Source organism: Streptomyces hokutonensis (genome assembly GCF_000376565.1).
GTDB classification, from domain to species: Bacteria; Actinomycetota; Actinomycetes; order Streptomycetales; family Streptomycetaceae; genus Streptomyces; species Streptomyces hokutonensis.
The window spans coordinates 48,809-74,092 of the sequence record NZ_BARG01000001.1; the positions used below are offsets into that span (position 1 = coordinate 48,809).

The 25,284-nt window shown below is 69.2% G+C and carries 21 protein-coding genes and 1 pseudogene; 5 read left to right on the forward strand and 17 right to left on the reverse strand.

Annotated elements, in window-relative coordinates; genetic code table 11:
* The first annotated feature begins 68 nt into the window (after positions 1-68).
* A complete protein-coding gene (locus tag SSP08S_RS54615; protein ID WP_019065554.1) occupies positions 69-896 on the forward strand; it encodes a hypothetical protein in 828 nt (275 codons plus the stop codon).
* 13 nt (positions 897-909) lie between these two features.
* On the opposite strand, the gene SSP08S_RS00225 is transcribed toward SSP08S_RS54615, so the two are convergent.
* A complete protein-coding gene (locus SSP08S_RS00225) occupies positions 910-1,659 on the reverse strand; it encodes an SDR family oxidoreductase (protein ID WP_019065555.1) in 750 nt (249 codons plus the stop codon).
* Positions 1,660-1,806: 147 nt separating this feature from the next.
* Here SSP08S_RS00225 and SSP08S_RS00230 point away from each other — a divergent pair, with 147 nt between their 5' ends.
* Entirely contained in the window at positions 1,807-2,637 is an 831-nt protein-coding gene (locus SSP08S_RS00230; protein ID WP_019065556.1) for a helix-turn-helix transcriptional regulator, read from the forward strand.
* 39 nt (positions 2,638-2,676) lie between these two features.
* A complete protein-coding gene (locus tag SSP08S_RS00235; RefSeq protein ID WP_019065557.1) occupies positions 2,677-2,904 on the forward strand; it encodes a hypothetical protein in 228 nt (75 codons plus the stop codon).
* A 13-nt stretch (positions 2,905-2,917) separates the two neighbouring features.
* Here SSP08S_RS00235 and SSP08S_RS00240 read toward each other — a convergent pair whose 3' ends face one another.
* Positions 2,918-4,057, reverse strand: a complete 1,140-nt coding sequence (locus SSP08S_RS00240) for a glycosyltransferase (protein WP_245607806.1) — start codon at positions 4,055-4,057, stop codon at positions 2,918-2,920.
* Positions 4,058-4,364: 307 nt separating this feature from the next.
* Here SSP08S_RS00240 and SSP08S_RS63000 point away from each other — a divergent pair, with 307 nt between their 5' ends.
* The gene (locus tag SSP08S_RS63000; protein WP_245607807.1) at positions 4,365-5,291 is read left to right on the forward strand and encodes a hypothetical protein; all 927 of its coding nucleotides are present in this window, start codon (positions 4,365-4,367) and stop codon (positions 5,289-5,291) included.
* 111 nt (positions 5,292-5,402) lie between these two features.
* Here the strand turns inward: SSP08S_RS63000 and SSP08S_RS63175 are convergent.
* From SSP08S_RS63175 to SSP08S_RS00305, 12 genes and pseudogenes are all read right to left on the reverse strand, one after another.
* Positions 5,403-5,498, reverse strand: a pseudogene (locus SSP08S_RS63175) (MarR family transcriptional regulator); the annotation flags it as partial.
* A gap of 243 nt (positions 5,499-5,741) precedes the next feature.
* Positions 5,742-7,715 carry a TIGR03960 family B12-binding radical SAM protein gene (locus SSP08S_RS00255; protein WP_019065560.1) on the reverse strand — a complete coding sequence of 658 codons (1,974 nt, stop codon included), beginning with the start codon at positions 7,713-7,715 and terminating at the stop codon, positions 5,742-5,744.
* 79 nt (positions 7,716-7,794) lie between these two features.
* Positions 7,795-9,306, reverse strand: a complete 1,512-nt coding sequence (locus SSP08S_RS00260) for a CYTH and CHAD domain-containing protein (protein ID WP_019065561.1) — start codon at positions 9,304-9,306, stop codon at positions 7,795-7,797.
* An 88-nt stretch (positions 9,307-9,394) separates the two neighbouring features.
* Positions 9,395-10,591, reverse strand: a complete 1,197-nt coding sequence (gene rodA, locus SSP08S_RS00265; RefSeq protein ID WP_019065562.1) for a rod shape-determining protein RodA — start codon at positions 10,589-10,591, stop codon at positions 9,395-9,397.
* A complete protein-coding gene (gene mrdA / locus SSP08S_RS00270; RefSeq protein ID WP_019065563.1) occupies positions 10,588-12,852 on the reverse strand; it encodes a penicillin-binding protein 2 in 2,265 nt (754 codons plus the stop codon). Before mrdA ends, rodA begins: the two co-directional genes overlap by 4 nt.
* Positions 12,853-12,931: 79 nt before the next feature.
* Entirely contained in the window at positions 12,932-13,600 is a 669-nt protein-coding gene (mreD, locus tag SSP08S_RS00275) for a rod shape-determining protein MreD (protein WP_019065564.1), read from the reverse strand.
* A 12-nt stretch (positions 13,601-13,612) separates the two neighbouring features.
* On the reverse strand, positions 13,613-14,554 hold the full coding sequence (mreC, locus tag SSP08S_RS00280) for a rod shape-determining protein MreC (protein WP_019065565.1): 942 nt from the start codon (positions 14,552-14,554) through the stop codon (positions 13,613-13,615).
* Positions 14,555-14,723: 169 nt separating this feature from the next.
* Positions 14,724-15,743, reverse strand: coding sequence for a rod shape-determining protein (locus tag SSP08S_RS00285; RefSeq protein WP_019065566.1), 1,020 nt, complete (start codon positions 15,741-15,743; stop codon positions 14,724-14,726).
* A 276-nt stretch (positions 15,744-16,019) separates the two neighbouring features.
* Positions 16,020-16,433 (reverse strand): nucleoside-diphosphate kinase, encoded by a 414-nt coding sequence (ndk, locus tag SSP08S_RS00290; RefSeq protein ID WP_019065567.1) that lies wholly within the window; start codon positions 16,431-16,433, stop codon positions 16,020-16,022.
* A 78-nt stretch (positions 16,434-16,511) separates the two neighbouring features.
* Complete coding sequence (locus SSP08S_RS00295) at positions 16,512-16,877, reverse strand: DUF4233 domain-containing protein (protein WP_019065568.1); 366 nt, start codon at positions 16,875-16,877, stop codon at positions 16,512-16,514.
* Between the two features lie 5 nt (positions 16,878-16,882).
* Positions 16,883-18,370, reverse strand: a complete 1,488-nt coding sequence (gene folC / locus SSP08S_RS00300) for a bifunctional tetrahydrofolate synthase/dihydrofolate synthase (protein WP_019065569.1) — start codon at positions 18,368-18,370, stop codon at positions 16,883-16,885.
* Positions 18,371-18,477: 107 nt separating this feature from the next.
* The gene (locus SSP08S_RS00305) at positions 18,478-21,102 is read right to left on the reverse strand and encodes a valine--tRNA ligase (RefSeq protein ID WP_019065570.1); all 2,625 of its coding nucleotides are present in this window, start codon (positions 21,100-21,102) and stop codon (positions 18,478-18,480) included.
* A gap of 135 nt (positions 21,103-21,237) precedes the next feature.
* On the opposite strand from SSP08S_RS00305, the gene SSP08S_RS00310 reads away from it, so the two are divergent.
* On the forward strand, positions 21,238-22,206 hold the full coding sequence (locus SSP08S_RS00310) for a hypothetical protein (protein WP_019065571.1): 969 nt from the start codon (positions 21,238-21,240) through the stop codon (positions 22,204-22,206).
* Positions 22,207-22,279: 73 nt separating this feature from the next.
* Here the strand turns inward: SSP08S_RS00310 and clpX are convergent, their stop codons facing one another.
* From clpX to SSP08S_RS00325, 3 genes are all read right to left on the reverse strand, one after another.
* Entirely contained in the window at positions 22,280-23,566 is a 1,287-nt protein-coding gene (gene clpX, locus SSP08S_RS00315) for an ATP-dependent Clp protease ATP-binding subunit ClpX (RefSeq protein ID WP_019065572.1), read from the reverse strand.
* Between the two features lie 161 nt (positions 23,567-23,727).
* A complete protein-coding gene (locus SSP08S_RS00320; RefSeq protein ID WP_019065573.1) occupies positions 23,728-24,408 on the reverse strand; it encodes an ATP-dependent Clp protease proteolytic subunit in 681 nt (226 codons plus the stop codon).
* 50 nt (positions 24,409-24,458) lie between these two features.
* Entirely contained in the window at positions 24,459-25,061 is a 603-nt protein-coding gene (locus SSP08S_RS00325) for an ATP-dependent Clp protease proteolytic subunit (RefSeq protein WP_026178054.1), read from the reverse strand.
* Positions 25,062-25,284: the final 223 nt, after the last annotated feature.

The following is a 25,284-nucleotide window of genomic DNA, read 5'->3' on the forward strand; positions in this document are numbered from 1 at the left end:
GAGTCGACGTCGGTGCGATCCGGGGGGATTGAGCGCTCGTGCGACCAGACAGAACACTCGGGGCGGCCGTGGCCGCCGCCCTCTGCGCCGTAGCCGTACTGCTTCTCGGCGGCTGCGGGACGCAGGTGGCCGGTGACGCGAGCGGAGCGACACCGGCCGCGTCGATCTCCTGGACCACGATGCAGCCCTCCGCAGTCACCGCGGCCCAACTCGCCGCGGATCAGCGCACGTTGACCCTGACCGCACGGGTGCCCGACGGCAAGCATCCGTGCGTACGGGCGCTCAAGGCCGCGCTCACCGCCTCCGAGCGGAACATCGTGTGGGTCCAGATCACCTACTCCTCCCCGTCGGGGGACAGGAGCTCCGGCTGCACCGGGGAACGTACGGCCTCGACGCGGCTCATGCTGCCCAAGCCCCTGGGCAACCAGAAACTGGTCGTGGACCAGGACACCCAATTCACCGCCGACGGCGCCAAGTTGCCCGCACTGCGTCTGTGCGGTGAACTCGGCTGCAACCCGCCGGCCACCGGCTGCACCACCGCCTCGTACGAGCAGGCGATGATCGCGGCCGACGCCCCCGAGCACAGCTACCGCGACGCGGAACACTGCGACGGCAAGTGGCTGGTCATCGACTTCTCCTGGCGCACGGGCCCGGTCTGCGGCGACACGACCGCGACCCCGTCCGGCTGCACGTCCCGCCTGGGCGACCGCGTGTTCTTCCGCGCCGAACCCGCCGGCTGGAAGACGATCACGGCGAGCTCGACCGGAGGCTGCACAGCGGTACAACGCGCGGAGCCCAAGTTCCCGACGGCACTGTGCGCGACCCTGGCCCCGCTCTCCACCTCCCTGCACCCGAGCTACCCGCCTCCGTCGGCGACCGCGAGCCAACTCTCCTGACCCGTCCGGGACTTCAGCTCTGGGCCGTGGGCCGTACGACGATCTCGTTGACGTCGACCTCGGCGGGCTGGTTGACGGCGTAGACGATCGCCTCGCCGATCGCGGCGGCGGGGATCGCGATGCCCATCATGTCCTCGGCGACCGCGCGCATGCCCAAGTCGCTGATGCCGTCGGTCAGTTCGCTGCGGGTGAGGCCGGGGCTGACCACGGTGACGCGCAGGTCGCGACTCTCCTGCCGGAGCCCTTCGGAGAGGGCGCGGACGGCGGACTTGGTGGCGCAGTAGACGGCCGCGGTGGGGTCGACGCGGTGACCGGCGACGGAGGCCACGTTCACGATGTGCCCCGCGCCCTGCTCGCGCATCACGGGCAGCACCGCGGCGATGCCGTGCAGCACTCCGCGGATGTTGACGTCGATCATGCGGTTCCACTCGTCGACCTTCAGCTCCTCCAGCAGTGCCAGCGGCATCACCCCCGCGTTGTTCACCAGGACGTCGACCCGGCCGTAGGACTCGCGCGCGGCCCCGACGAAGGCCCGCACGCCAGCCAGGTCGGTCACGTCCAGCTCGCGGTGGTCGGCCGTGCCGCCGTCCGCCCGGATCTCCTCGGCGACGGCGGCGACGCGGTCGGCGCGGCGGGCGCCGAGCACCACCCGGTGGCCGGCCGCGGCCAGCAGCCGGGCCGTGGCTTCGCCGATACCGCTGCTCGCGCCGGTGACGAGGACGACCTTGCCGGTGCGGGAGGTGGACGGGACGGTGGTGGTCATGAGGAGCCCTTCGCGGCAGCGGAAACCGATCCGCGCGGCGGTGCTCCACCGCGCCCTCCGAGCATCGGCGGGATCGCGCCGAAGCGGCAGGACGGGCCTTCCTGGGTGCGCCACACCCAGGGAGCGAGGTCGCCGTACGCTTCTGGAATGGACGGTAGGGACGGATACGCGCTCGGTGAGTTCCTGCGGGCGCGGCGCTCCCGGCTGACGCCCGCGGAGGTGGGGTTCCCGGGTTCCGGGGTGCGCCGGGTCGCCGGGCTGCGCCGTGAGGAGGTCGCCGTCCTGGCCGGGGTGAGCGCCGACTACTACGCCCGGCTGGAGCAGGGCCGGGAACGCAGCCCCTCCGGCCAGGTGGTCGACGCCCTCTCGCGGGCGCTGTGCCTGGACATGGACGCCCGCTGGCACGCGTACCGGCTGGCCGGCCTGGTCCCGAGACCCGTCCCCGCGCCGGCGGCCGACCATGTGGACCCGGCGCTGCTCCGGCTGATGCACGCGTTCCCGACGGCGGCGGCGTACGTCATCAACCGGCGCCTGGAGGTCCTCGCCTCGAACGCGCTGGCCGACGCGCTCCTGGCACCCCTCGGGGACCCCCGCAGCATGGTCCGCACGCTCTTCCTGGACCCCGCCGCCCGCGAGCTCTTCGCCGACTGGCGGCACGTGGCCCGCTGCTCGGCCGAGGCGCTGCGTCTGGCCACGGGACACGACCCGGACGACCCCGAACTCACCGCGCTCATCACCGAACTCCTCAGCGACAGCGAGGAGTTCGCGGCCCTGTGGGGCGACCACAGCGTCAGCCGCCCGGGCCGGCAGTCCAAGACCTTCGACCACCCGGCCGTGGGCCGCATCACGCTCACGTACCAGACCTTCGACGTCCAGAGCGCCCCCGGCCAGTGCCTGCTGGTCGGCACGGCCGAACCGGACACGGAGGACGCCACGTCCCTGGCCCGGCTCGGGGCCCTGCACACGGCCACCTCGTAGTCTTGGTCAACACACGCCAAGAACGGGGGAGTTCACGCGATGGCGAAACCGGTACGCGCCGCACTGGGTGACGGTGTCTGGCTCAACTGCCAGGTCTGCCAAGGGGATCTGTTCCGCGAGCGGGGCGTCCTGCTCAACAGCACCGGTATGGAGTTCATGAAGCTGGGCTGGGCCGACGAGAACGCCACCGGGCTGATCTGCTGGCGGTGCGGGTATGTGCACCTCTTCGTGAACAGGGACATCAAGCTCTACCGGGCGGACAAGTAGAAGCAGCGGCCGCCTACTTCTTCCTCCCCCTGGCCGCCTTGCCCGCCCGGGAGACCTTCGGTCTGCGTGCGGGGATCGTGGTGAGGTGCGGGGCGGAGAACTCCCGGTTGGCCAGGGTCTGTTGGCGGACGGTGGTGGGCAGGTCCGGCAGGGACAGGAGTCGGTCGCACGCCTCGACGGAGGCCGCGTACTCGCCCACCCAGTAGGCGGTGATCGAGAACTCGAAGAGGAGTCCCCATCGGTACACCCAGGGCTTGGTGAAGAGGAGGTCGTCGGGTTCCGGTCTGCCGACCGCGTCACCGAGCAGGGCGTACGCGGTGCGGTAGCGGCCGGCGAGGCGTAGGCGGGACGCCAACTCGTAGCAGGCTTCCAGCCGTTGAGGGCGTCCGTCCCACGCCCGGGAGAACGCGTCCATCGCGCCCGGCCAGTCGTCGGTCCGCTCCGCCCGCAGGACGCCCGCCTCCAGGAGCGAGCAGTAGACCTCCTCGCCCCAGCCGCCCATCCGAGCGCGACGCTCGTAGAGGGCGATCGCCTCCTCCGCGTGCCCGAGGTCGCGTTCGGTGTTGGCCAGGTAGAAGACGGTGCGCGGGTTGTCGGGGTCGCGGTCCAGTTCGCGCCGGAGCAGGCGCGCGTCCCGCTCGAACTTGTCACTGCGGCAACCGCCGTCGGCCTGGTCCTCGATGACGAGGGCGCCCAGGTTCTCCTGGGTGTCGGGCTCGTCGGTGCACGGGTACTCGTGCGTGACGCCCTCGTAGCGCCACAGCCAGTCGCCGCGCATCAGGTGCTTGAACCGGTGCTGGGTGCCGGGGCCGTCGTAGCGCAGCATGTACGAACCCGCCGTCAGGCGCGGCAGCGGGGCGTCCTGCCGCAGGACGTGGTCGGCGTCGAGCGTGAGCAGGTAGTCGGCTCTGCCGCGGGCGAGCTGGATGTTCCGGGTGCGGTTGTGGCCGAAGTCGACCCAGGGTTCCTCGTGGAGTTCGCCCGGGACACCGTCCAGCACCTTGCGGATCAGGTCCTGCGTGCCGTCGGTGGAGCCGGTGTCGGAGATCACCCAGTAGTCGATGAGCGGGCGGACGACCTCCAGACAGCGCTCGATCACGAGCGACTCGTTCTTGACGATCATGCACAGGCAGAGAGTCTGTTGCTGCTTCACGGCCTCACCCGTCCCGGACGCAGGCGTCCCGTCGGAAACTCGCGCGCCACAGTGGCACGCGCCGGCTCCCCGCCCGTCCATCCACGCGGAGGACCACTCCCGAGAGCCCCCGAACAGCGGCGGCTTAGCCCGGACAGGTGATCACAGGTAAAAAATGCCCCATCAGAACGCACCGATTAGTCCGATACGACGACAAACGGGCGCGTTCCCGACCACTACGCGGGTCGCCCCGGTCCGCTCAGGTCAAGCTCGCACTCGCACTCGGATTCGGGACATCACCCGAACCAGTCGAAAAGGGAGCACAAAGATGAGGATGAGTCCTGAGTTCCGCACAGCGCCACTGGGACCGCTGGCCCGGGACCGGTTCAAGAAGGCGGGCATGGTCGCCTCGCTGTCGCTGGTTCTGGCAGCCGGCGTCGTCGATCCGGCCGCCGCGGCCGCTCGCGGCATGACCGACCAGACGAGAGCGGCCGCGGGCAACGGCGGCGATCACTGCAAGCCGAACCACCACCACAAGTCCCGCGTGACCGAGGCCGGCGGCAACGGCCACTGCAAGGGACCGACCGGACCCACCGGCCCGAAGGGCACCACGGGAGCCACCGGCCCGACCGGACCCACGGGACCGACGGGTGCGACCGGAGCGACCGGAGCAGGCACGCCCGGCACACCGGGTGTCACCGGCCCCACCGGCCCCACAGGCCCCTCCGGGGGCACCCCCGGTGCGACCGGAGCCACCGGCGCAACCGGCGCGCAGGGCCCCACCGGCCCCACGGGTCCGACCGGACCCACGGGCGCCACAGGAGCCACGGGCGCGACCGGGGCAACAGGCGCCGCCGCCCCCTGCTCCGACATCGACGCCCAGCAGGACTCGAACAACTTCGAGCTGAGAGCCGCGCTGACCGGCGGCAAGACCTACGTGGGTATCCACGACCTCCGGGGCACCACCCCCCGCAACTTCCTCTGGACCGACCTCAGCACGCACCCCAACTACCCGGCGGGCGACGCGGCCGGCCTCCCCTGCGGAGTCGCCATCAACGGGCACAGCGCCAACGCGGGGGCGCCCATCAAGATCGACGTCATGACGACCACGGGCCAGGTCTGGGAGACCACCTGTGTCGAGGTCAACAGCACCAACCCCGCCACGCTGAACTGCAACAACAGCGCGGGCAACCCCAACCCCTGGACCAAGCCGACACTGCAGCCGTCGCCCGGGGTCACCAACGGCGGGGTGTGACAGCCTCCGCACCACACGAGAACACCACGCGAAAACAGGGGTGCCCGGAGGTCAGCCGACAGACCTCCGGGCACCCCCGCGACCAGGCCCCGGGCCCCCCGCAAGGTGTCCAAGAAAAGCGGCCAGTTCGTCGACGGTCATGGGCCCGTCGAACAAGAGGCAGGACAGCAGGGAGAGATGGCGGGGAGCCAACGACTGCGCCTGCAGCCCCTCTCCCCCACTTCACCGCGCACATCAGCGAGGCCGTACTCGGCGGACAGGCCGAGGAGGGGTTGATCCGGGGCTCACGGACGCGGTCGACTCCGACCGACCAGGCCGCCCCGAACATCACCCTCAGCCTGCGTGAGGCCGCCTACCAGCGCCCCGATGTACCGGACGCCCCGGAGCCGGCGGACGGGTCGCCCGACCCCGCCCCGCACGACCCCTTCGCTCACGGGCACAGCGCGAACCTCAGTGCGAGTGCCCGCCACCCGACCCCGCGGGCTGCTTCACCGTCAACGGCAGCAGCTTCTTCCCCGTGGGACCGATCTGGATGGACGTGTCCATCTGCGGGCACACCCCGCAGTCGAAGCACGGCGTCCACCGGCAGTCCTCGACCTCTGTCTCGTCGAGGGCGTCCTGCCAGTCCTCCCAGAGCCAGTCCTTGTCGAGGCCGGAGTCGAGGTGGTCCCAGGGGAGGACCTCCTCGTAGGTCTTCTCGCGGGTGGTGTACCAGTCGACGTCGACACCGAACGCGGGCAGCGTCTTCTCGGCGCAGCGCATCCAGCGCTCGTAGGAGAAGTGCTCGCGCCAGCCGTCGAAGCGGCCGCCGTCCTCGTAGACCGCGCGGATGACCGCGCCGATCCGGCGGTCGCCGCGGGAGAGGAGGCCCTCGACGATGCCCGGCTTGCCGTCGTGGTAGCGGAAGCCGATCGAGCGGCCGTACTTCTTGTCGCCGCGGATCTTGTCCCGGAGCTTCGCGAGGCGGGCGTCCGTCTCCTCCGCCGAGAGCTGCGGGGCCCACTGGAAGGGGGTGTGGGGCTTGGGGACGAAGCCGCCGATCGAGACCGTGCAGCGGATGTCGTTCTGGCCGGAGACCTTGCGGCCCTCGGCGATCACGTTCATCGCCATGTCCGCGATCTGGAGGACGTCCTCGTCTGTCTCCGTCGGGAGGCCGCACATGAAGTACAGCTTCACCTGGCGCCAGCCGTTGCCGTACGCCGTCGAGACGGTCCGGATGAGGTCGTCCTCCGACACCATCTTGTTGATGACCTTGCGCAGGCGCTCCGAGCCGCCCTCGGGGGCGAAGGTGAGGCCGGAGCGGCGGCCGTTGCGGGTCAGCTCGTTCGCCAGGTCGACGTTGAAGGCGTCCACGCGGGTCGACGGGAGGGACAGGCCGATCTTGTCCTCGGTGTAACGGTCCGCCAGGCCCTTCGCGATGTCGCCGATCTCCGAGTGGTCGGCCGACGACAACGACAGCAGGCCCACCTCCTCGAAGCCCGTCGCCTTCAGGCCCTTCTCGACCATCTCGCCGATGCCCGTGATCGACCGCTCCCGCACCGGGCGGGTGATCATGCCCGCCTGGCAGAAGCGGCAGCCGCGGGTACAGCCGCGGAAGATCTCGACCGACATGCGCTCATGGACCGTCTCGGCGAGCGGGACCAGCGGCTGCTTCGGGTACGGCCATTCGTCGAGGTCCATGACGGTGTGCTTCGACACCCGCCACGGGACGCCCGACTTGTTGGGGACCACGCGCGCGATACGGGCGTCCGGCAGGTACTCGACGTCGTAGAACGCCGGGATGTAGACCGAACCCGTCTTCGCGAGGCGGAAGAGGACCTCCTCGCGACCGCCGGGGCGGCCCTCCGCCTTCCAGTTGCGGATGATCTTCGTCATGTCGAGGACGGCCTGTTCGCCGTCGCCGATGATCACCGCGTCGATGAAGTCCGCGATCGGCTCGGGGTTGAAGGCCGCGTGGCCGCCCGCCAGCACGATCGGGTCGTCCAGCGTGCGGTCCTTCGACTCCAGCGGGATGCCCGCCAGGTCCAGGGCCGTCAGCATGTTCGTGTAGCCGAGTTCGGTGGAGAAGGAGAGCCCGAACACGTCGAAGGCGCCCACCGGGCGGTGGCTGTCGACCGTGAACTGCGGGACGCGGTGCTCCCGCATCAGCGCCTCCAGGTCGGGCCACACGCTGTACGTGCGCTCGGCGAGGACGCCCTCCTGCTCGTTCAGGACCTCGTAGAGGATCATGACGCCCTGGTTGGGCAGGCCGACCTCGTACGCGTCCGGGTACATCAGCGCCCAGCGGACGTCGCACGACTCCCACGGCTTGACCGTGGAGTTGAGCTCGCCTCCGACGTACTGGATCGGCTTCTGCACATGCGGGAGCAGGGCTTCGAGCTGCGGAAACACGGACTCTGCGGCCGCAGCGACTTCGGCAGGCATCTCGCGAACCTTCGTGAGCGGTACTGAACGGACGGGTGACCATCCAGACTAACGCGATCCCGGAGGTCCCCCGTACGGCTCAGCCGGACACCCCGGACCCGATCTCCTCCCACATCGCAGGCAGCGCGGCCTCCACGGCCGCCGCCCGCTGCTCCTCCCGCCCGTACAGCACGCCGTACGTGAACGAGCTCTCCCCGGCCGCGTGCGCCACCGCGGACAGCTCCCGCAGGGTCTCGCGGACCATGACGCTGTCCTGGTGCTCGCCGAGCAGGCTGGTCAGCGACTTCATGGACTTGGCCAGCCCACGGGCCGGAGCGCCGAGCGCGGGGCTCGCCGCCTCGGCCGCGTACCGGGTGCGCTTGGCCTTCTTGCGGGCCTCGTGCAGCGCGAGGTCGCGGTCCGCGCCGGGCGGGGCCCCGATCGCCTCCTCGACGAGCGCCGAGACCTTCCCGAAGTCCTTGCGTACGGCCTTTCCGATCACCTTCTCCGGCTTGCCGGCCGCGTCGGGCAGCAGCGGCGGCTCGGCCACCAGCGCGTCCAGGGTGTCGAGCAGCGCGAGATACCGCTTGGAGTCCAGGACGCCGATCAGCCGCCGGCGCGAGCCGCCGCGCCGGGCGTTGGCCCAGGTGCGCATCCGCGTGCGGATCGGGCCGGAGACGAGCGTGCGGGGCAGCTCGGCGAGGACCGTCGTCAGGCGCTCGGTCATCACTTCCCGATCCCGGTCCACGCCCAACTCGCTTGCCAGCCACTTCAGTTCCTCGCCGACCGGGTCGGTGACCGTGCGGTCGAGCACCTTGCCGTAGGAGCGGAAGGTGCTGCGCAGCCGGCGGGTGGCGACCCGCATGCGGTGCACGGAGTCGTAGGCGTCCTGGCGTACGGCGGGGTCGAGTTCGAGGATCGCGTCGCGCTGGGCGCGGACGTAGGCGAGGACGTGGTCGCCCGCGGTCCGGGGTTCCTCGGGGGCCGGGGGCGCCTTGCGCTTCTTGGACTTCTTCGGAGCGGTCTCCGCAAGCGCTCTGGCCAGCTTCGACGCGGACGACGACGGTCGTACGCCCGCCTTGCGCAACCGTTTCTCCACCTTGTCGAGGAAGGCCGGGTCGCCGTCGTCGGCGAGTTCGACCTCGATCTCGGTCCACTGGGCGGTGCCGCCGCCGTCGGCGAGGCGTTCGGCGTGTACGGCGTCCACGCTGACCTCGGCGAGCAGCGCGCCGTCCGCGTCCACGAGGTGGCGCAGGTCCCGGTCGGAGCGGAGCCGGACCACGGGCAGCAGTTCGGCCTCGCGGACCCGGGAGCGGACCAGGCCGGCGAGGGTGCGCGGCACGGTGTCGGAGAGCGGCTCGTGGATCTCGTCGCGGACCCCGGGCGCGACCGGCACCTTCAGGTGCCAGCCCGCGTCCGAACCGCCGGTGCGGCGGCGCAGGGTGATCGAGGCCTTGGCCAGGCGCTCGTCGGGCGTGTCGTAGTAGACGGCGTCCAGGTTCGCGACGCCCTTGTCGATGACGGCCCGGACGCCGGCGACGCCGGTCAGGTCGGGCAGACCGCTCTCGTCGGACTCGTACTTACGCTCGATCTCGCGCTTTGTGTCCGCCATGAACCGAATCTAGTTGCTGACGAGCCGGGATGGCAGAGGGCGTCCCAAATGAACCCCGGGAAAACCCGAGCGAACCCGCAGGTAGCGGCTATGCGGACATGGGGCGCTGGACCCGGATCGACTGGAGCAGACCCACCGCGATCCACACCGCGAACATCGACGTTCCGCCGTAGGACACGAAGGGCAGTGGGAGGCCGGTGACGGGCATGATGCCGAGGGTCATGCCGACGTTCTCGAAGGACTGGAAGGCGAACCAGGCGACGATTCCGGCGGCGACGATCGTGCCGTAGAGCTCGGTCGAGTCGCGGGCGATGCGGCAGGCGCGCCACAGGACCACGCCCAGGAGGACGAGGATCAGGCCGGCGCCGACGAAGCCCAGTTCCTCGCCCGCGACCGTGAAGACGAAGTCCGTCTGCTGTTCGGGGACGAACTGGCCGGTCGTCTGGGAGCCGTGGAAGAGGCCCGCGCCGGTGAGGCCGCCGGAGCCGATCGCGATGCGGGCCTGGTTGGTGTTGTAGCCGACACCGGCCGGGTCGAGGCTCGGGTTGGCGAAGGCGGCGAAGCGGGCGATCTGGTACTCGTCCAGGATGTGCAGCTGCCAGACGGCGACCGCGCCGATCGCGCCCGCGCCGAGCAGGCCGAAGATCCAGCGGTTGGAGGCGCCGGAGGCCAGCAGCACACCGAGCACGATGATGACCATGACCATGACCGACCCGAGGTCGGGCATCAGCATGACGATCATCATCGGGACGGAGGCCAGGCCCAGGGCCTGGAGGACCGTGCGGTGGTCGGGGTAGGGCTTGTCGCCCGCGTCGACCCGGGCGGCCAGCACCATCGCCATGCCGAGGATGATCGTGATCTTCACGAACTCCGAGGGCTGGAGCGAGAAGCCGCCGCCGAGCACGATCCAGGAGTGCGCGCCGTTGACCGTGGAGCCGAGCGGGGTGAGCACCAGCAGGATGCCGAACACCGAGGCGCCGTAGAGGAACGGGACGACCACGCGCAGGGTGCGGTGGCCGACCCAGATCACGCCGATCATCAGGGCGATGCCGATGCCGGTGTTCATCAGGTGCCGGATCAGGAAGTAGTACTCGTCGCCCTGGTTGATCTCGGTGCGGTTGCGGGTCGCCGAGAAGACCAGCACCGAGCCGATCAGGGACAGGCCGATCGCGGAGAGCAGTATCGGCCAGTCCAGGCGGCGGGCCAGCGAGTCACGGGCGAAGACCCGCGTCCAGCCGGCCCGCTCGGGGCCGTATCCGGAAACGGAGAAGCTGTTGCCGGTCATGTGAGCATCCTCCGGCTTCCCCTTCTGCGCGGGCGCCTGCGGGTGTTGCTGTTGGTGGTGGTCGGCGAGGGCGAGGTGGCGGGCGGCTGGGTGTCGTCCGCGGCCGTGACCCCTCCCTCGGTCGCCTTCTCCTGCTGCTTCTCCAGCTCCTTGGCCGGGTCGGCGGTGATCTTCGGGGAGGCGATCGTGCCGTCGGCGCGGACCTTGGGGAGGCTGGTCTGCGGGGTGGGCAGCAGCGCCTTCTTCTTGTCGATGGAGCCGTCGGCCTGGACGCCGTACATCGCGTTGTAGATGTTGCGCACGGCCTCACCGGAGGCGCCCGAACCCGTACCGGCCTGGGCGATCGTCATGACGACCGTGTAGTCCTTCGTGTACGTCGCGAACCACGAGGTGGTCTGCTTGCCGTAGACCTCCGCCGTACCCGTCTTGGCGTGCAGCGTGATCTTGTCCTGCGGCCAGCCCTGGAACTTCCAGGCGGCGGTACCGCTGGTGACCACGCCCGCGAGGGCCTTGTCGATGCCCTTGTGCGTGGCCGCGCTGATCGGCAGCTTCGCCTTCACCTTCGGCTTGATCTCCGTGACGGTCTTGCCGTCGGCGCTGACGATCGCCTTGCCGATGGTCGGGACGTACTCGGTGCCGCCGTTGGCGAGGGCGCCGTAGATCATGGCCTCCTGGATCGGCGTGACGAGGGTGTCGCCCTGGCCGATGGAGTAGTTGATCGAGTCGCCCTCACGCATCTTGTTGCCTTCGAGGCAGTTCTCGTACGCGATCTGCTGGACGTACGTGCCGCCCTTCTTGCCGGTCTTGCACCAGTAGGCCTTGTTGGCCTCCCAGGTCTCCTGCTTCCACTTGCGGTCCGGGATGCGGCCGGTGACCTCGTTCGGGAGGTCGACGCCGGTGGTCTTGCCGAGGCCGAACTGGTGGGCCGCCTTGTAGAAGTAGTCCTTGGGCTCGCCCTTCTTCGGGTTGATGCCGCCGTCCTTCTTCCACTGGGCGTCGGCGAGACCGTAGAAGACGGTGTCGCAGGAGACCTCCAGCGCGCGGCCCAGCGAGATGGGGCCGAAGTTCTCGCCCTCGAAGTTCTTGAAGACCTGGCCGCCCACCGAGTACGAACTCGTGCAGGGGTAGCCGCCGTCCCACGCGTAGCCGGCCTCGACCGCGGCGGCCGTGGAGACCACCTTGAACGTCGAACCGGGCGCCGACTGACCCTGTATGGCCCGATTCAGCAGCGGGTAGTCGGAGTTCTTGCCGGTGAGCTGCTTGTAGTCCTTGGCGGAGATGCCGCCGACCCAGACGTTCGGGTCGTACGTCGGCGCGGACGCCATGGCGACGATCCGGCCGGTCTTGGCCTCCATCACGACCACGGCACCGGAGTCGGCCTTGTAGTTCTCGCCGGTGATCTTGTCGAACTGCTGGCGGGCCGTCTTCATCGCCTTGTCGAGCTGGTACTCGGCGACCCGCTGCACACGGGCGTCGATGCTGGTGACGAGGTTCGAACCGGGCTCCGGGGCATCGGACTTGGCCTTGCCGATCACCCGGCCGAGGTTGTCGACCTCGTAGCGGGTGACGCCCGCCTTGCCGCGCAGCTCCTTGTCGTACTCGCGCTCAAGGCCCGAGCGGCCGACCTGGTCGGAGCGCAGATACGGCGAGTCGGAGTCCTTGGCCTGGGTGATCTCGTCGTCGGTGACCGGCGAGAGATAGCCGAGGACCTGCGCCGCGTTGGCGTCGCCGGGGGCCGCGTAACGGCGGACGGCCTCGGGCTCGGCGGTGATGCCGGGGAAGTCCTCGGCGCGCTCGCGGATCTGCAGGGCCTGCTTGGCGGTGGCCTCGTCGGTGATCGGGATCGGCTGGTACGGCGAGCCGTTCCAGCAGGGCTGCGGGGTCTTCGCGTCGCACAGCCGGACCTTCTGGATGACGTCCTCGGGCTTCAGACCCAGCACGCCGGCCAGCTTGGTGAGGACGGCCTTGCCGTCGTCGGCCTGCTTCAGCAGGTCGGTGCGGGAGGCGGAGACCACGAGCCGGGTCTCGTTGTCCGCGAGGGGCACACCGCGCGCGTCCAGTATCGAACCGCGCACCGCGGGCTCGACGACCTGCTGGACATGGTTGCCGGACGCTTCCTTCTGGTACGCGGATCCCTCCCGGATCTGCAGGTACCAGAGGCGCCCGCCGAGGGTGCCGAGGAGGGAGAGGACGAGGATCTGGATGACGACGAGCCTGATCTGGACCCGTGGAGTCCGTCCGGTCTCCGGGATGTTGGTCATTGGTGCTGCCTCCCCCTCTCGGTGTGTGTATGAGTCATATACGACCTACCTGTGTGGCCGTACGCCAACTCCCGCGCCCTCAAAGCCGCTTGACCCCCTTGATGCGCCCGGCCCGGGCCACCCGCGCGCGAGCCGTCTTCAGCTTCAGGCCGCCGCGCTGACCGCCGATCTTCAGGCCGGTGCCGGAGGCGAGCCAACCCGAGGAGATGTCGGCCGACTTGGCGGCGTTCGTCTCGGCGAGGGGGTCGTTGTCGGCGCGGCGGGCCAGCGCCATGACGCCGGGCACGATGAACGGGGCGAGCAGCAGGTCGTACAGGGCGGCCGTGAACAGCAGGCTGGGCAGGCCGACATGGCGGGCCGCGGTGTCACCGACGAGGGCGCCGACACCGGCGTAGAGGAGGGTGGAGCCGATCGCGGCGGCGACCACGACGGCCATCGGGCCGGTCGCCGACTTCAGGCGGCCGTTCTCCGGCTTCGCCAGGCCCGCGAGGTAGCCGATGACGCAGAGCACGAGGGCGTAGCGGCCGGCCGCGTGGTCGGCGGGCGGGGCGAGGTCGGCGAGGAGGCCGGCGCCGAAGCCGATGAGGGCGCCGGTGACATGGCCGTAGACCATGGCGAGGCCCAGGACCGTGAGGAGGAGCAGGTCGGGGACGGCGCCCGGGAGGTGGAGGCGGGCGAGGACGCTCACCTGGATCACCATGGCGACGACGACCAGCGGCACGGAGAGCAGGATCCGGTTGACACGCATGAGGAAGGGCTCCTACTGCTGTTGCTGGCCGTCGACCGGCGCGTTCGCGGACGGGGTGACCGTGACGGTCACCGTCGGGATCGGGGTCGGCTTGGGCTTCGCCGGCAGGACCGTGTCGCGCGGGTCCTTCTTCGGGGCCTCCACGACCACGCCGACGATGTCGAGCTTGGTGAAGTTGACGTACGGCGTGACGTAGAGCGTGCGGGTCAGGCCGCCGCCGGAGGGGTCGACGCGGGAGACGACACCGACCGGGACACCGGGCACGAACGGCTTGTCGGCCTGCGAGCCGAAGGTGACCAGCCGGTCGCCCTTCTGCACCTCCGCCTTGCCGTTGAGGAGTTCGACGCGCAGCGGACCGTCGCCCTCGCCGGAGGCGAAGCCGAGTTCGTCGTTGCCCTCCATGCGGGTGCCGACGGTGAAGTCGGGGTCGTTGGCGAGCAGGACGGTGGAGGCGTCCGGGCCTACGGTCGTGACACGGCCGACCAGTCCGTCGCCGTTGAGGACGGTCATGTCGCGCTTGATGCCGTCGTTGGCGCCGACGTCGATGGTGATCGTCCACGAGAAGCTCTGCGCGGCTCCTATCGCGATGACCTGGGCGCCCTTGATGCCGTACTGGCCCTCGCCGGCCACCTTCAGCATCTTGTCCAGCTGGCCCAGGCGGCTGCGGTTGCGGTCGTCGCTGCCGAGCTTCGCCTTGAGGGCCGCGTTCTCCTTCTCCAGGAGCGCGAGCCGGTCGTGCCGCTCACCGGAGTCGCGGACCGCGGAGATCGCGTCGCCGACCGGGTTCACGGCGGACGACACGCCGTTCTCGATCGGGCCGAACACGGTGGCCGCGGCCCGGCGGGCACCCTCGACCGGCGAGTCCTGCCCTCCCCGGATGTCCACCGTGATCAACGCGAACGCGACGGCGATCAGCAGCACCAGGAGCAGCCGGCTCTCTCGTGTGTCCCTCACGTGCGGCGGCCGTGCCTTCCTCATAGAAATGTGCAGAGGTTCGGGTATGCAGGTGTGTAGGAGGGCCCGTCAGATGTGAACGAAGGCCTATGACGGAGCCTATGCCTCCGTATCAACGATCCGCCGCACGAGAAGAGATCATCCCGTACGGCGGAATCGAAGTGTTACGTCATCTGCGCGGCTGGGCGTCCAGAACCTGCTGGAGCGCCTCGAACTCCTCGACGCACTTGCCGGAGCCGAGCGCCACGCTGTCCAGCGGGTCCTCCGCGATGTGGATCGGCATACCGGTCTCCCGGCGCAGCCGCTCGTCGAGACCCTTCAGCAGGGCTCCACCGCCGGTCAGAACGATTCCGCGGTCCATGATGTCCCCGGACAGCTCCGGCGGGCACTTGTCGAGGGTCGTCTTCACCGCGTCGACGATCGCGTTGACGGGCTCTTCGATCGCCTTGCGGACTTCGCCGGCGGAGATGACGACGGTCTTGGGCAGACCGGAGACCAGGTCCCGGCCGCGGATTTCGGTGTGCTGGTCGTCGTCGAGGTCGTACGCGGAACCGATCGTGATCTTGATCTGCTCAGCCGTCCGCTCACCCAGAAGGAGCGAGTACTCCTTCTTGATGTGCTGGATGATCGCGTTGTCCAACTCGTCGCCCGCGACGCGGATGGACTGGGCGGTGACGATGCCACCGAGCGAGATGACCGCGACCTCCGTGGTGCCGCCGCCGATGTCCACCACCATGTTGCCCGTGGCCTCGTGGACCGGCAGGCCGGAACCGATGGCCGCGGCCATGGGCTCCTCGATGATGTGCACCTGGCGGGCGCCGGCCTGGGACGACGCCTCGATGACGGCACGGCGCTCGACGCCCGTGATGCCCGAGGGCACACAGACGACGACACGGGGGCGGGCCAGATAGCGCCGCTTGTGGATCTTCAGGATGAAGTAGCGGAGCATGCGCTCGGTGATCTCGAAGTCGGCGATGACACCGTCCTTCAGCGGACGCACGGCAACGATGTTGCCCGGTGTCCGCCCGATCATCTTCTTGGCTTCGGAGCCGACCGCGAGAATGCCACCGGTGTTGGTGTTGATCGCGACGACGGACGGCTCGTTGAGTACGATCCCGCGACCCCTGACGTACACCAGCGTGTTGGCGGTCCCGAGGTCGACAGCCATGTCACGGCCGATGAACGACATTGAGTTCCCCATCAGGATTCGTCTGGCCTTCCCGGGAGCTTTTGAGGGCTTTTCAGGTCGGCGAAGTGGGTGCAGTGACGTGAAGGCTTCCATCGTAGACGCGCCATCACGAACACTGCGCGAGGGTCTTCGCCATTGTCAGCATGTGAGGCGGCGCCTCGCTTGTGGAGACGGCCCAACGGGGGCACTCGTTCCCCCGATCGGCACGCATATGCCAAGAGACGGCCGGAAAATCGCGGCCGTCCCTGGTCAGGCATGTGGGTTACTGATGGAGATTCAGGAACGCCCCGGGAAGAAGATCTTCACCTCGCGTTCGGCGGACTCCTCCGAGTCCGAGGCGTGGATCAGGTTCTCCCGCACGATCACACCGAAGTCCCCGCGGATCGAGCCCGGCGCGGCGGCGATCGGGTCGGTCGGACCGGCCAGCGCGCGCACCCCCTCGATGACCCGCTCGCCCTCGACGATCAGCGCGACGACCGGGCCGGAGGCCATGAACTCCACCAGCGGCTCGTAGAAGGGCTTGCCCTTGTGCTCGCCGTAGTGCTGCTCCAGGGTGTCCTGGTCCAGGGTGCGCAGCTCCAGCGCGGTGATCCGCCAGTCGGCCTTGCGCTCGATCCGGCTGATGATCTCGCCGGTCAGGCCACGACGTACGGCGTCGGGCTTGAGCAGGACGAGGGTGCGCTGGGTCACGACGGGACTCCTTCTGATCATGATGGTGCGGGGCGGCTCACGACAAGCCCGAGGTTACAGGGCGTGTCCATGCACCCATTACGCAACGTCAGGTGTAATGGGGTCCGCCTGCGCGGCCTGCGCCGCGAACCGCGCCTTCGCCTCGTCGATCTTGCGGCCGTAGTGCACCGACGCCCACCACAGGGCCGCGAAAATCACCCCGAGGAAGAACATCGACGGCACCACGAAGCCCGCCGCGATCAGCGCGATCTGCAGCGCCCAGCCGAGCGCGATGCCGGCCGGCCGGGTCACCGCGCCGCACAGCGCGACCGACAGGAACATCGCGATCCCGCACACCGTCCACACCGTGGACGTGGTCAGATCCGGGTCCTTCATGGCGACCAGACCGGCGAAACCGATCACGAAGAACTCGCCGAGCAACGTCGAGGAACAGAGCGTACGCACGAGAGTCAGCCCCTCCCGAGGAGCAGTCGGGCCTCACCTACGGTGATGACGGAACCGGTGACGAGCACACCGCCGCCCGCGAACTCGCCGTCCTCCTCGGCCAGCGTGATCGCCGCCTCCAGCGCGTCCGGCAACCGCGGCTCGACCTGCACCCGCTCGTCGCCGAACACCTCGACGGCGATCGCGGCCAGCTCGTCCGCGTCCATCGCGCGATGACTGGAGTTCTGCGTGACGACGACCTCGGCGAACATCGGCTCGAAGGCTTCGAGCAGCCCGCGCACGTTCTTGTCGCCGCTGGCGCCGACCACTCCGATCAGCCTGCTGAAGTCGAACGCCTCGGCGACGGCCTCGGCGGTCGCACGGGCGCCCGCGGGGTTGTGCGCCGCGTCGAGCACAACGGTCGGCGACCGCCGCACCACCTCCAGCCGCCCCGGCGAGGTCACGGACGCGAAGGCCTTCCGCACCGTGTCGATCGCGAGCGGATCGGGCCGCTGGGCCCCCACCCCGAAGAACGCTTCCACGGCGGCCAGGGCGACAGCCGCGTTGTGCGCCTGGTACGGGCCGTGGAGGGGGAGGTAGATCTCCTCGTACTCGCCGCCGAGCCCGCGCAGGTTGATGAGCTGTCCGCCGACGGCGACGTTCCGGGACACGACCCCGAATTCGAGCCCTTCCCGGGCCACGGTCGCGTCCACTTCGACGGCCTTCTTCAGCAGCACCTGCGCCGCGTCCACCGGCTGCTGCGCCAGGATCACGGTCGCGTCCTGCTTGACGATGCCGGCCTTCTCCGTCGCGATCTCACCGGTCGTCCCGCCGAGGCGGTCGGTGTGGTCCAGATCGATCGGGGTGACCACGGCGACGTCCGCGTCGATGACGTTGGTGGCGTCCCAGGTGCCGCCCATGCCGACCTCCACGACGGCCACGTCGACGGGGGCGTCCGCGAAGGCGGCGTACGCCATGCCCGTCAGCACCTCGAAGAACGACAGCCGGAACTCCTGCTGCGCGTCGACCATCTCGATGTACGGCTTGATGTCGTGGTACGTCTCGATGAACCGCTCGGCGGAGATCGGGGCGCCGTCCAGGCTGATGCGCTCGGTGATCGACTGGACGTGGGGCGAGGTGTAGCGGCCGGTGCGGAGTTCGAAGGCACCGAGGAGGGCCTCGATCATGCGGGCCGTGGAGGTCTTGCCGTTGGTCCCTGTGATGTGGATCGAGGGGTACGAGCGCTGGGGGTCGCCCAGGACGTCCATCAGCGCGGCGATACGGCTGACCGACGGCTCGAGCTTCGTCTCGCCCCAGCGGGTGGCCAGCTCTGCCTCCACCTCGCGGAGGGCGGCGTCCAGCTGGGGGTCTTCGGGGCGACCGGGTACGTCGGCCTGAGGGGCGCCGGTGCCCTGGGTGCGGAGGGTTCGGCTGCCGGCCTCGATGACCGCGAGGTCGGGGTCGCGGTCTGTCTCGGCCTCGATGATCTCGTCGAACGGGTCGCTGTCAGTCACAGGGCCAGTTTAGGGGTGTGCCCAAGGATGGGGGTGGCTGGTCCTGGTTGGCGGGCGCGGGGAACATTGTGGCTGGTCGCGCAGTTCCCCGCGCCCCTTCAGGGCGCTCAAGCCTGAGGCAGGCTCTCCAGCTGGGCCTTGATGCGCTCGATGTCCTCGTCGGCCTTGGACAGGCGGCCGCGGATCTTGTCGACCACGTTGTCCGGGGCCTTGGCCAGGAACGCCTCGTTGCCGAGCTTGGCCGTTGCCTGGGCCTTCTCCTTCTCGGCCGCCGCCAGATCCTTCGCGAGGCGCTTGCGCTCCGCCGCGACGTCGATCGTGCCGGAGAGGTCGAGGGCGACCGTGGCGCCGGCGACCGGGAGGGTGGCCGTCGCCGCGAAGGTGTCGCCCTCGGGCTGGAGGCGGAGGAGCTGGCGGATGGCGGCCTCGTGGGGGGCGAGGGCCGTGCCGGTCAGGGTGAGGCGGGCCGGGACGCGCTGGCCGGGCTGGAGGCCCTGGTCGGCGCGGAAGCGGCGGACCTCGGTGATGACCTGCTGGAGGGTCTCGATCTCGCGCTCGGCGGCCTCGTCGCGGAAACCCGAGTCCTTGGGCCAGTCCGCGACGACGATCGACTCGCCGCCCGTGAGGGTCGTCCAGAGGGTCTCCGTGACGAACGGGACGATCGGGTGCAGCAACTTCAGGGTGACGTCGAGGACTTCACCGAGAACACGGCCGGAGACCTTCGCGGGCTCTCCGCCCGCCATGAACGTGGTCTTCGACAACTCGACGTACCAGTCGAAGACTTCGTCCCACGCGAAGTGGTAGAGCGCGTCGGAGAGCTTGGCGAACTGGAAGTCGTCGTAGAGCGCGTCGACTTGGGAGATCGTCTTGTTGAGCCGGGACAGGATCCAGCGGTCCGTGGCCGACAGCCGCTCGGCGGGCGGGAGTTCGCCCTCGATCGTCGCGCCGTTCATCAGCGCGAAGCGCGTGGCGTTCCAGATCTTGTTGGCGAAGTTCCGGGACGCCTGGACCCAGTCCTCGCCGATCGGCACGTCCGTACCGGGGTTGGCGCCGCGGGCCAGGGTGAAGCGGACGGCGTCGGAGCCGTACGCGTTCATCCAGTCCAGTGGATCGACCGCGGTACCCGAGGACTTGGACATCTTCTTGCCGAACTGGTCGCGGACCAGACCCGTCAACGCGATGGTCTTGAAGGGGACTTCACCGTCCATCGCGTACAGGCCGAACATCATCATCCGGGCGACCCAGAAGAAGATGATGTCGTGGCCGGTGAGCAGGACGTCGGTCGGATAGAACTTCTTGAGATCCGGGGTCTGTTCGGGCCAGCCGAGGGTCGAGAAGGGCCACAGGCCGGAGGAGAACCAGGTGTCCAGGACGTCGGAGTCCTGGGTCCAGCCCTCGCCGGTGGGCGGCTCCTCGTCGGGGCCGACGCAGACGACCTCGCCCTCCGGGCCGTACCAGACCGGGATGCGGTGGCCCCACCACAACTGCCGTGAGATGCACCAGTCGTGGAGGTTGTCGACCCAGTCGAAGTACCGCTTCTCCATCTCCTGGGGGTGGATCTTGACGCGGCCGTCACGGACCGCGTCGCCGGCCGCCTTGGCGAGCGGGGCGACCTTGACCCACCACTGCATGGACAGGCGCGGCTCGATGGTCGTCTTGCAGCGGGAGCAGTGGCCGACGGAGTGGACGTAGGGCCGCTTCTCGGCGACGATCCGGCCGTCGGCGCGGAGCGCGGCGACGATCGCGGAACGGGCCTCGAAACGGTCCAGGCCCTCGAACGGGCCGTGCACGGTGATGACACCGCGCTCGTCCATGACGGTCAGCGACTCCAGGTCGTGCCGCTGGCCGATGGCGAAGTCGTTCGGGTCGTGGGCCGGGGTCACCTTGACGGCGCCGGTGCCGAACTCCGGGTCGACGTGGGTGTCGGCGACGACCGGGATGGTGCGGTCGGTGAGCGGCAGCTTGATGTGCCGGCCGACGAGGTGCTTGTAGCGCTCGTCGTCGGGGTGGACGGCGACGGCGGTGTCACCGAGCATCGTCTCGGCACGGGTCGTGGCGACGACGATGGTGTCGTCCCCTTCCCCGTACTTCATGGAGACGAGCTCGCCGTCGTCGTCCTGGTACTCGACCTCGATGTCCGAGATCGCGGTGAGACAGCGCGGGCACCAGTTGATGATGCGCTCGGCGCGGTAGATCAACTCGTCGTCGTAGAGCCGCTTGAAGATGGTCTGGACGGCCTGGGACAGGCCCTCGTCCATGGTGAACCGCTCACGGGTCCAGTCGACGCCGTCGCCGAGCCGGCGCATCTGGCCGAGGATCTTGCCGCCGTACTCGTCCTTCCACTGCCAGACACGCTCGACGAACGCCTCGCGCCCCAGGTCGTGCCGGGACTTGCCCTCCTTGCCGAGCTCGCGCTCGACGACGTTCTGGGTGGCGATCCCCGCGTGGTCCATCCCCGGCAGCCACAGCGACTCGAAACCCTGCATGCGCTTACGACGGGTCAGCGCGTCCATCAGCGTGTGCTGGAAGGCGTGCCCGAGGTGCAGCGAGCCGGTGACGTTCGGCGGCGGAATGACGATCGTGTACGGCGGCTTCTCACTCTTCGCGTCCGCCTCGAAGTAACCCCGCTCCACCCAGCGCTCGTACAGCGGCCCCTCTACGTCGGCCGGCGCGTACTGGGTCGGCAGTTCGGAGTCGGGCGCTGATGGCTGCTGCTGAGCGTTCTCGGTCACGGGGCCAGTTTAGGGGTGTCGCGGGGGTGTCCCGAAACGCGTTTGTTCTGTAACGGTGCGACCCCTGATGCCGTGCGGTTCCTGTGACTGAGCCAGGATGTCGGGAACACATAAGCATCTGGAGGGGAACCCAGAATGAGCTACAACCAGCCGGGCCCGTACGGCGGGCAGCCTCAGCAGCCCGGGCCGTACGGGCAGCCGGGTCCCTACGGCCCGCCTCCGCAGCAGGCGCCGCAGGGCGCCCCTCAGCCCGGCTACGGCTACCCCCAGCAGCCGCCCGCCCAGCCCGGTTACGGCTATCCGCAGCAGTCCCCGCAGGCCCCCTACGGCCAGCCGCAGCCGCCGTACGGGCAGCAACCGCCTTACGGGCAGCCGCCGTACGGCGTTCCGGAGCCCCCGGCGCCCGGTGGCGGGAAGAAGCGGACGGGGCTGATCATCGGCTCGGTGGCGGTCGTCGCCGCCGTCGCGGTGGGTGTGTGGTTCGTGATCGGCGGCGGGAGCGGCAGCGGTGGTGTGGCCGACGACGGCGCGCACAAGCTGACCGCGCCGGCGACGGTCATCAACGGGACGTACAAGAAGTCGGACAACGCCGACTCCGCGGACACGATGACCAAGGACGACAAGGCCGACTTCGAGAAGTGGGGCGTGAAGAACCCCGTGGAGGTCAGCGCCGGTTACGAGAACGGCAGCGGACTGGCGCAGAAGACGCTGTCCTTCGACGGTGTGTACGGCACGATCGACGACCCCGAGGCCGTCGTGGACGCCATGTTCGCCAAGGTCAAGACGGAGTCGGAGAAGGACCAGAGCAGCGAGAGCAGCAGCGGCAAGCTGATCGGCAGCCCGGAGAAGGTCACTCCGGCGGGCTTCTCCAACGGCGTCATGAAGTGCCAGGTCGCCGAGATCGCCAACAACGACACGTCGAGCACCGCGGCCGGTGCCGCGAAGACCATCAAGCTGCCGATGTGCATCTGGGGCGACCACAGCACCGTGGCCGTCGTCAGCGCGTTCGGGATCGCCGAACTCGCCGCGGGGAACGGCGGAACCGTCGAGAGCACGGCGGCCTTGGCCGCGAAGCTCCGCAACGACGTCCGCGTCAAGGTCTGACACACGGCCCAACCACGAAGGGGCCCCGGTCAGTTGGACTGACCGGGGCCCCTCGGCAATGAAAGACCTGTCGCTACGCCGTCTTCTGCTCGCCCGGGCCCCGGCCGCGTGCGTCGCGCGGGATGAGGGTCGGGTTGACGTTCGAGAGGACGACGTCCGCCGTGATGACCACGCGGGCCACGTCCTTGCGGGACGGGACCTCGTACATGACGCCCTGGAGGACTTCCTCCATGATGGCGCGCAGGCCGCGCGCGCCGGTTTGGCGGAGGATGGCCTGGTCGGCGATGGCTTCGAGGGCCTCGCGCTCGAAGTCCAGCTCCACACCGTCGAGTTCGAAGAGGCGCTGGTACTGCTTCACCAGTGCGTTGCGCGGCTCGATGAGGATCTGGAGCAGGGCCTCGCGGTCCAGGTTGTGGACCGAGGTGATGACGGGCAGACGCCCGATGAACTCGGGGATCATGCCGAACTTGACCAGGTCCTCGGGCATGACGTCCTCGAACTGGTCCTTGGACTGCAGCTCCCGCTTGGAGCGGATCGTCGCCCCGAAGCCGATGCCCTTGGCGCCGGCCCTGGACTCGATGAGCTTCTCCAGGCCCGCGAAGGCGCCGCCCACGATGAACAGGACGTTCGTCGTGTCGATCTGGATGAACTCCTGGTGGGGGTGTTTACGGCCGCCCTGCGGCGGGACCGAGGCCGTGGTGCCCTCCAGGATCTTCAGCAGGGCCTGCTGGACGCCCTCGCCGGAGACGTCACGGGTGATCGAGGGGTTCTCGCTCTTGCGAGCCACCTTGTCGATCTCATCGATGTAGATGATGCCCGTCTCGGCCTTCTTGACGTCGTAGTCAGCGGCCTGGATCAGCTTGAGCAGGATGTTCTCGACGTCCTCGCCGACGTAGCCCGCCTCCGTGAGCGCGGTCGCGTCGGCGATCGCGAACGGGACGTTCAGCATGCGGGCCAGGGTCTGTGCGAGGAGGGTCTTGCCCGAGCCCGTGGGGCCGAGCAGGAGGATGTTGGACTTCGCCAACTCGATGGCGTCCTCGCGGCTCTGGCCGCCGCCGTTCTCGCCGGCCTGGACGCGCTTGTAGTGGTTGTACACCGCGACCGAGAGTGCCTTCTTCGCCGACTCCTGGCCGACGACGTAACCCTCGAGGAACTCGTAGATCTCGCGGGGCTTGGGGAGTTCCTCCCAGCGCACCTCGCTCGTCTCCGCGAGTTCTTCCTCGATGATCTCGTTGCAGAGGTCGATGCACTCGTCGCAGATGTACACACCGGGCCCTGCGATGAGCTTCTTGACCTGCTTCTGGCTCTTGCCGCAGAACGAGCACTTGAGCAGATCGCCGCCGTCACCGATGCGTGCCACGGTGTGCTTCCCCTTCGCCTGGGAGCCGCCTGGGTACAGCGGCTCCTGGTGCTGCCTTATGTCCGACGGTACCTTGCCGGGCCCCCCGTTCGGGCCCCCCTTGGCACGGTTCACTTCCACGTGGACCGTGCCGAGGGGTGGTGGACGATACAGGGTCCGGGTCAGCGGACGTCGGCGTTGTTCATCTTCCGGGTGGAGATGATCTGGTCGATCAGGCCGTACGACAGGGCGTCCTCGGCCGTGAGGATCTTGTCGCGCTCGATGTCCTCGCGGATCTTCTCCAGCGGGGTCGTCGAGTGCTTGGCCAGCATGTCCTCCAGCTGGGCACGCATGCGGAGGATCTCGTTGGCCGCGATCTCCAGGTCGGAGACCTGGCCCCGGCCCGTCTCGCTGTAGGGCTGGTGGATCAGCACGCGCGCGTTCGGCAGCGCCATGCGCTTGCCCGGCGTACCGGCGGCCAGCAGGACGGCGGCGGCGGACGCCGCCTGGCCCATGCAGACCGTCTGGACGTCGGGCTTCACGAACTGCATCGTGTCGTAGATCGCAGTGAGAGCCGTGAAGGAGCCGCCGGGGCTGTTGATGTAGATCGAGATGTCGCGGTCGGGGTCCATCGACTCCAGGCACAGCAGCTGCGCCATGACGTCGTTGGCCGACGCGTCGTCGATCTGGACGCCGAGGAAGATCACGCGCTCCTCGAAGAGCTTCGCGTACGGGTCGTACTCGCGGACGCCCTGCGAGGTGCGCTCCACGAAGCGCGGGATCACATAACGGGACTCGGCGGCGGGAGCCGTGTATTCGGCGCGTGCGTGGTCGTTCAGGCCGTTGCCGGGGAAGTTGTTCACTGTCTCTCTCCTGGGGGCTGTGGCGGTCGGCTGATGGCTGTCCTGGGGCCTCAGGCCCCGGTGCCGCCGCCGCCCGGCATACCGGCGGCCGTAGGCATGATGTCGTCGATGAGGCCGTACTCCTTGGCCTCGATCGGGTCGAACCAGCGGTCGCGGTCCGAGTCGCGCGTGATCTGCTCCACCGACTGACCGGTGTGGAAGGCGGTCAGCTCCGCCATCCGCTTCTTGGTGTGCAGCAGCCGCTCGGCGTGGATCTTGATGTCCGAGGCGGAACCGGCGAGGCCGGCCGAGGGCTGGTGGATCAGGATCTCGGCGTTCGGCAGCGCGAAGCGCTTGCCGGGGGTGCCCGCGCTCAGCAGGAACTGGCCCATCGAGGCCGCCATGCCCATGGCGATGGTCACCACGTCGTTCTTGATGTACTGCATGGTGTCGTAGATCGCCATGCCGGCTGTGATCGAGCCGCCGGGGCTGTTGATGTAGAGAAAGATGTCCTTGTCCGGATCGGAGGCAAGGAGGAGGAGCTGTGCGGTGATCTTGTTCGCGATGTCGTCGTCGACCGCCTGGCCGAGGAAGATGATCCGCTCACCGAGCAGTCGGTTGTAGACCTGGTCGCCGAGGCCACCGAAAGAGGGCTCGCCGGCGGCTGTAGGCATCAGATTCGTCACGTATCCACCTGCTCGTCTTTACGACGGCGCCGGGCCGTCTCACGTGTACTGCCGGGGGCAACGGGGACTCCCCTGCCCTCGTATTCATGGACCCTAACGCGCGGGCTCCTCCGGAGAATCCCGCAAAGGGAACTGTTCGCTGTCAGCGCATGTACCGCGCTGGTGAGACCCCGGGTAAGAGCAGGGGCCCCGGGGCGCGAAGTCCCCGGGG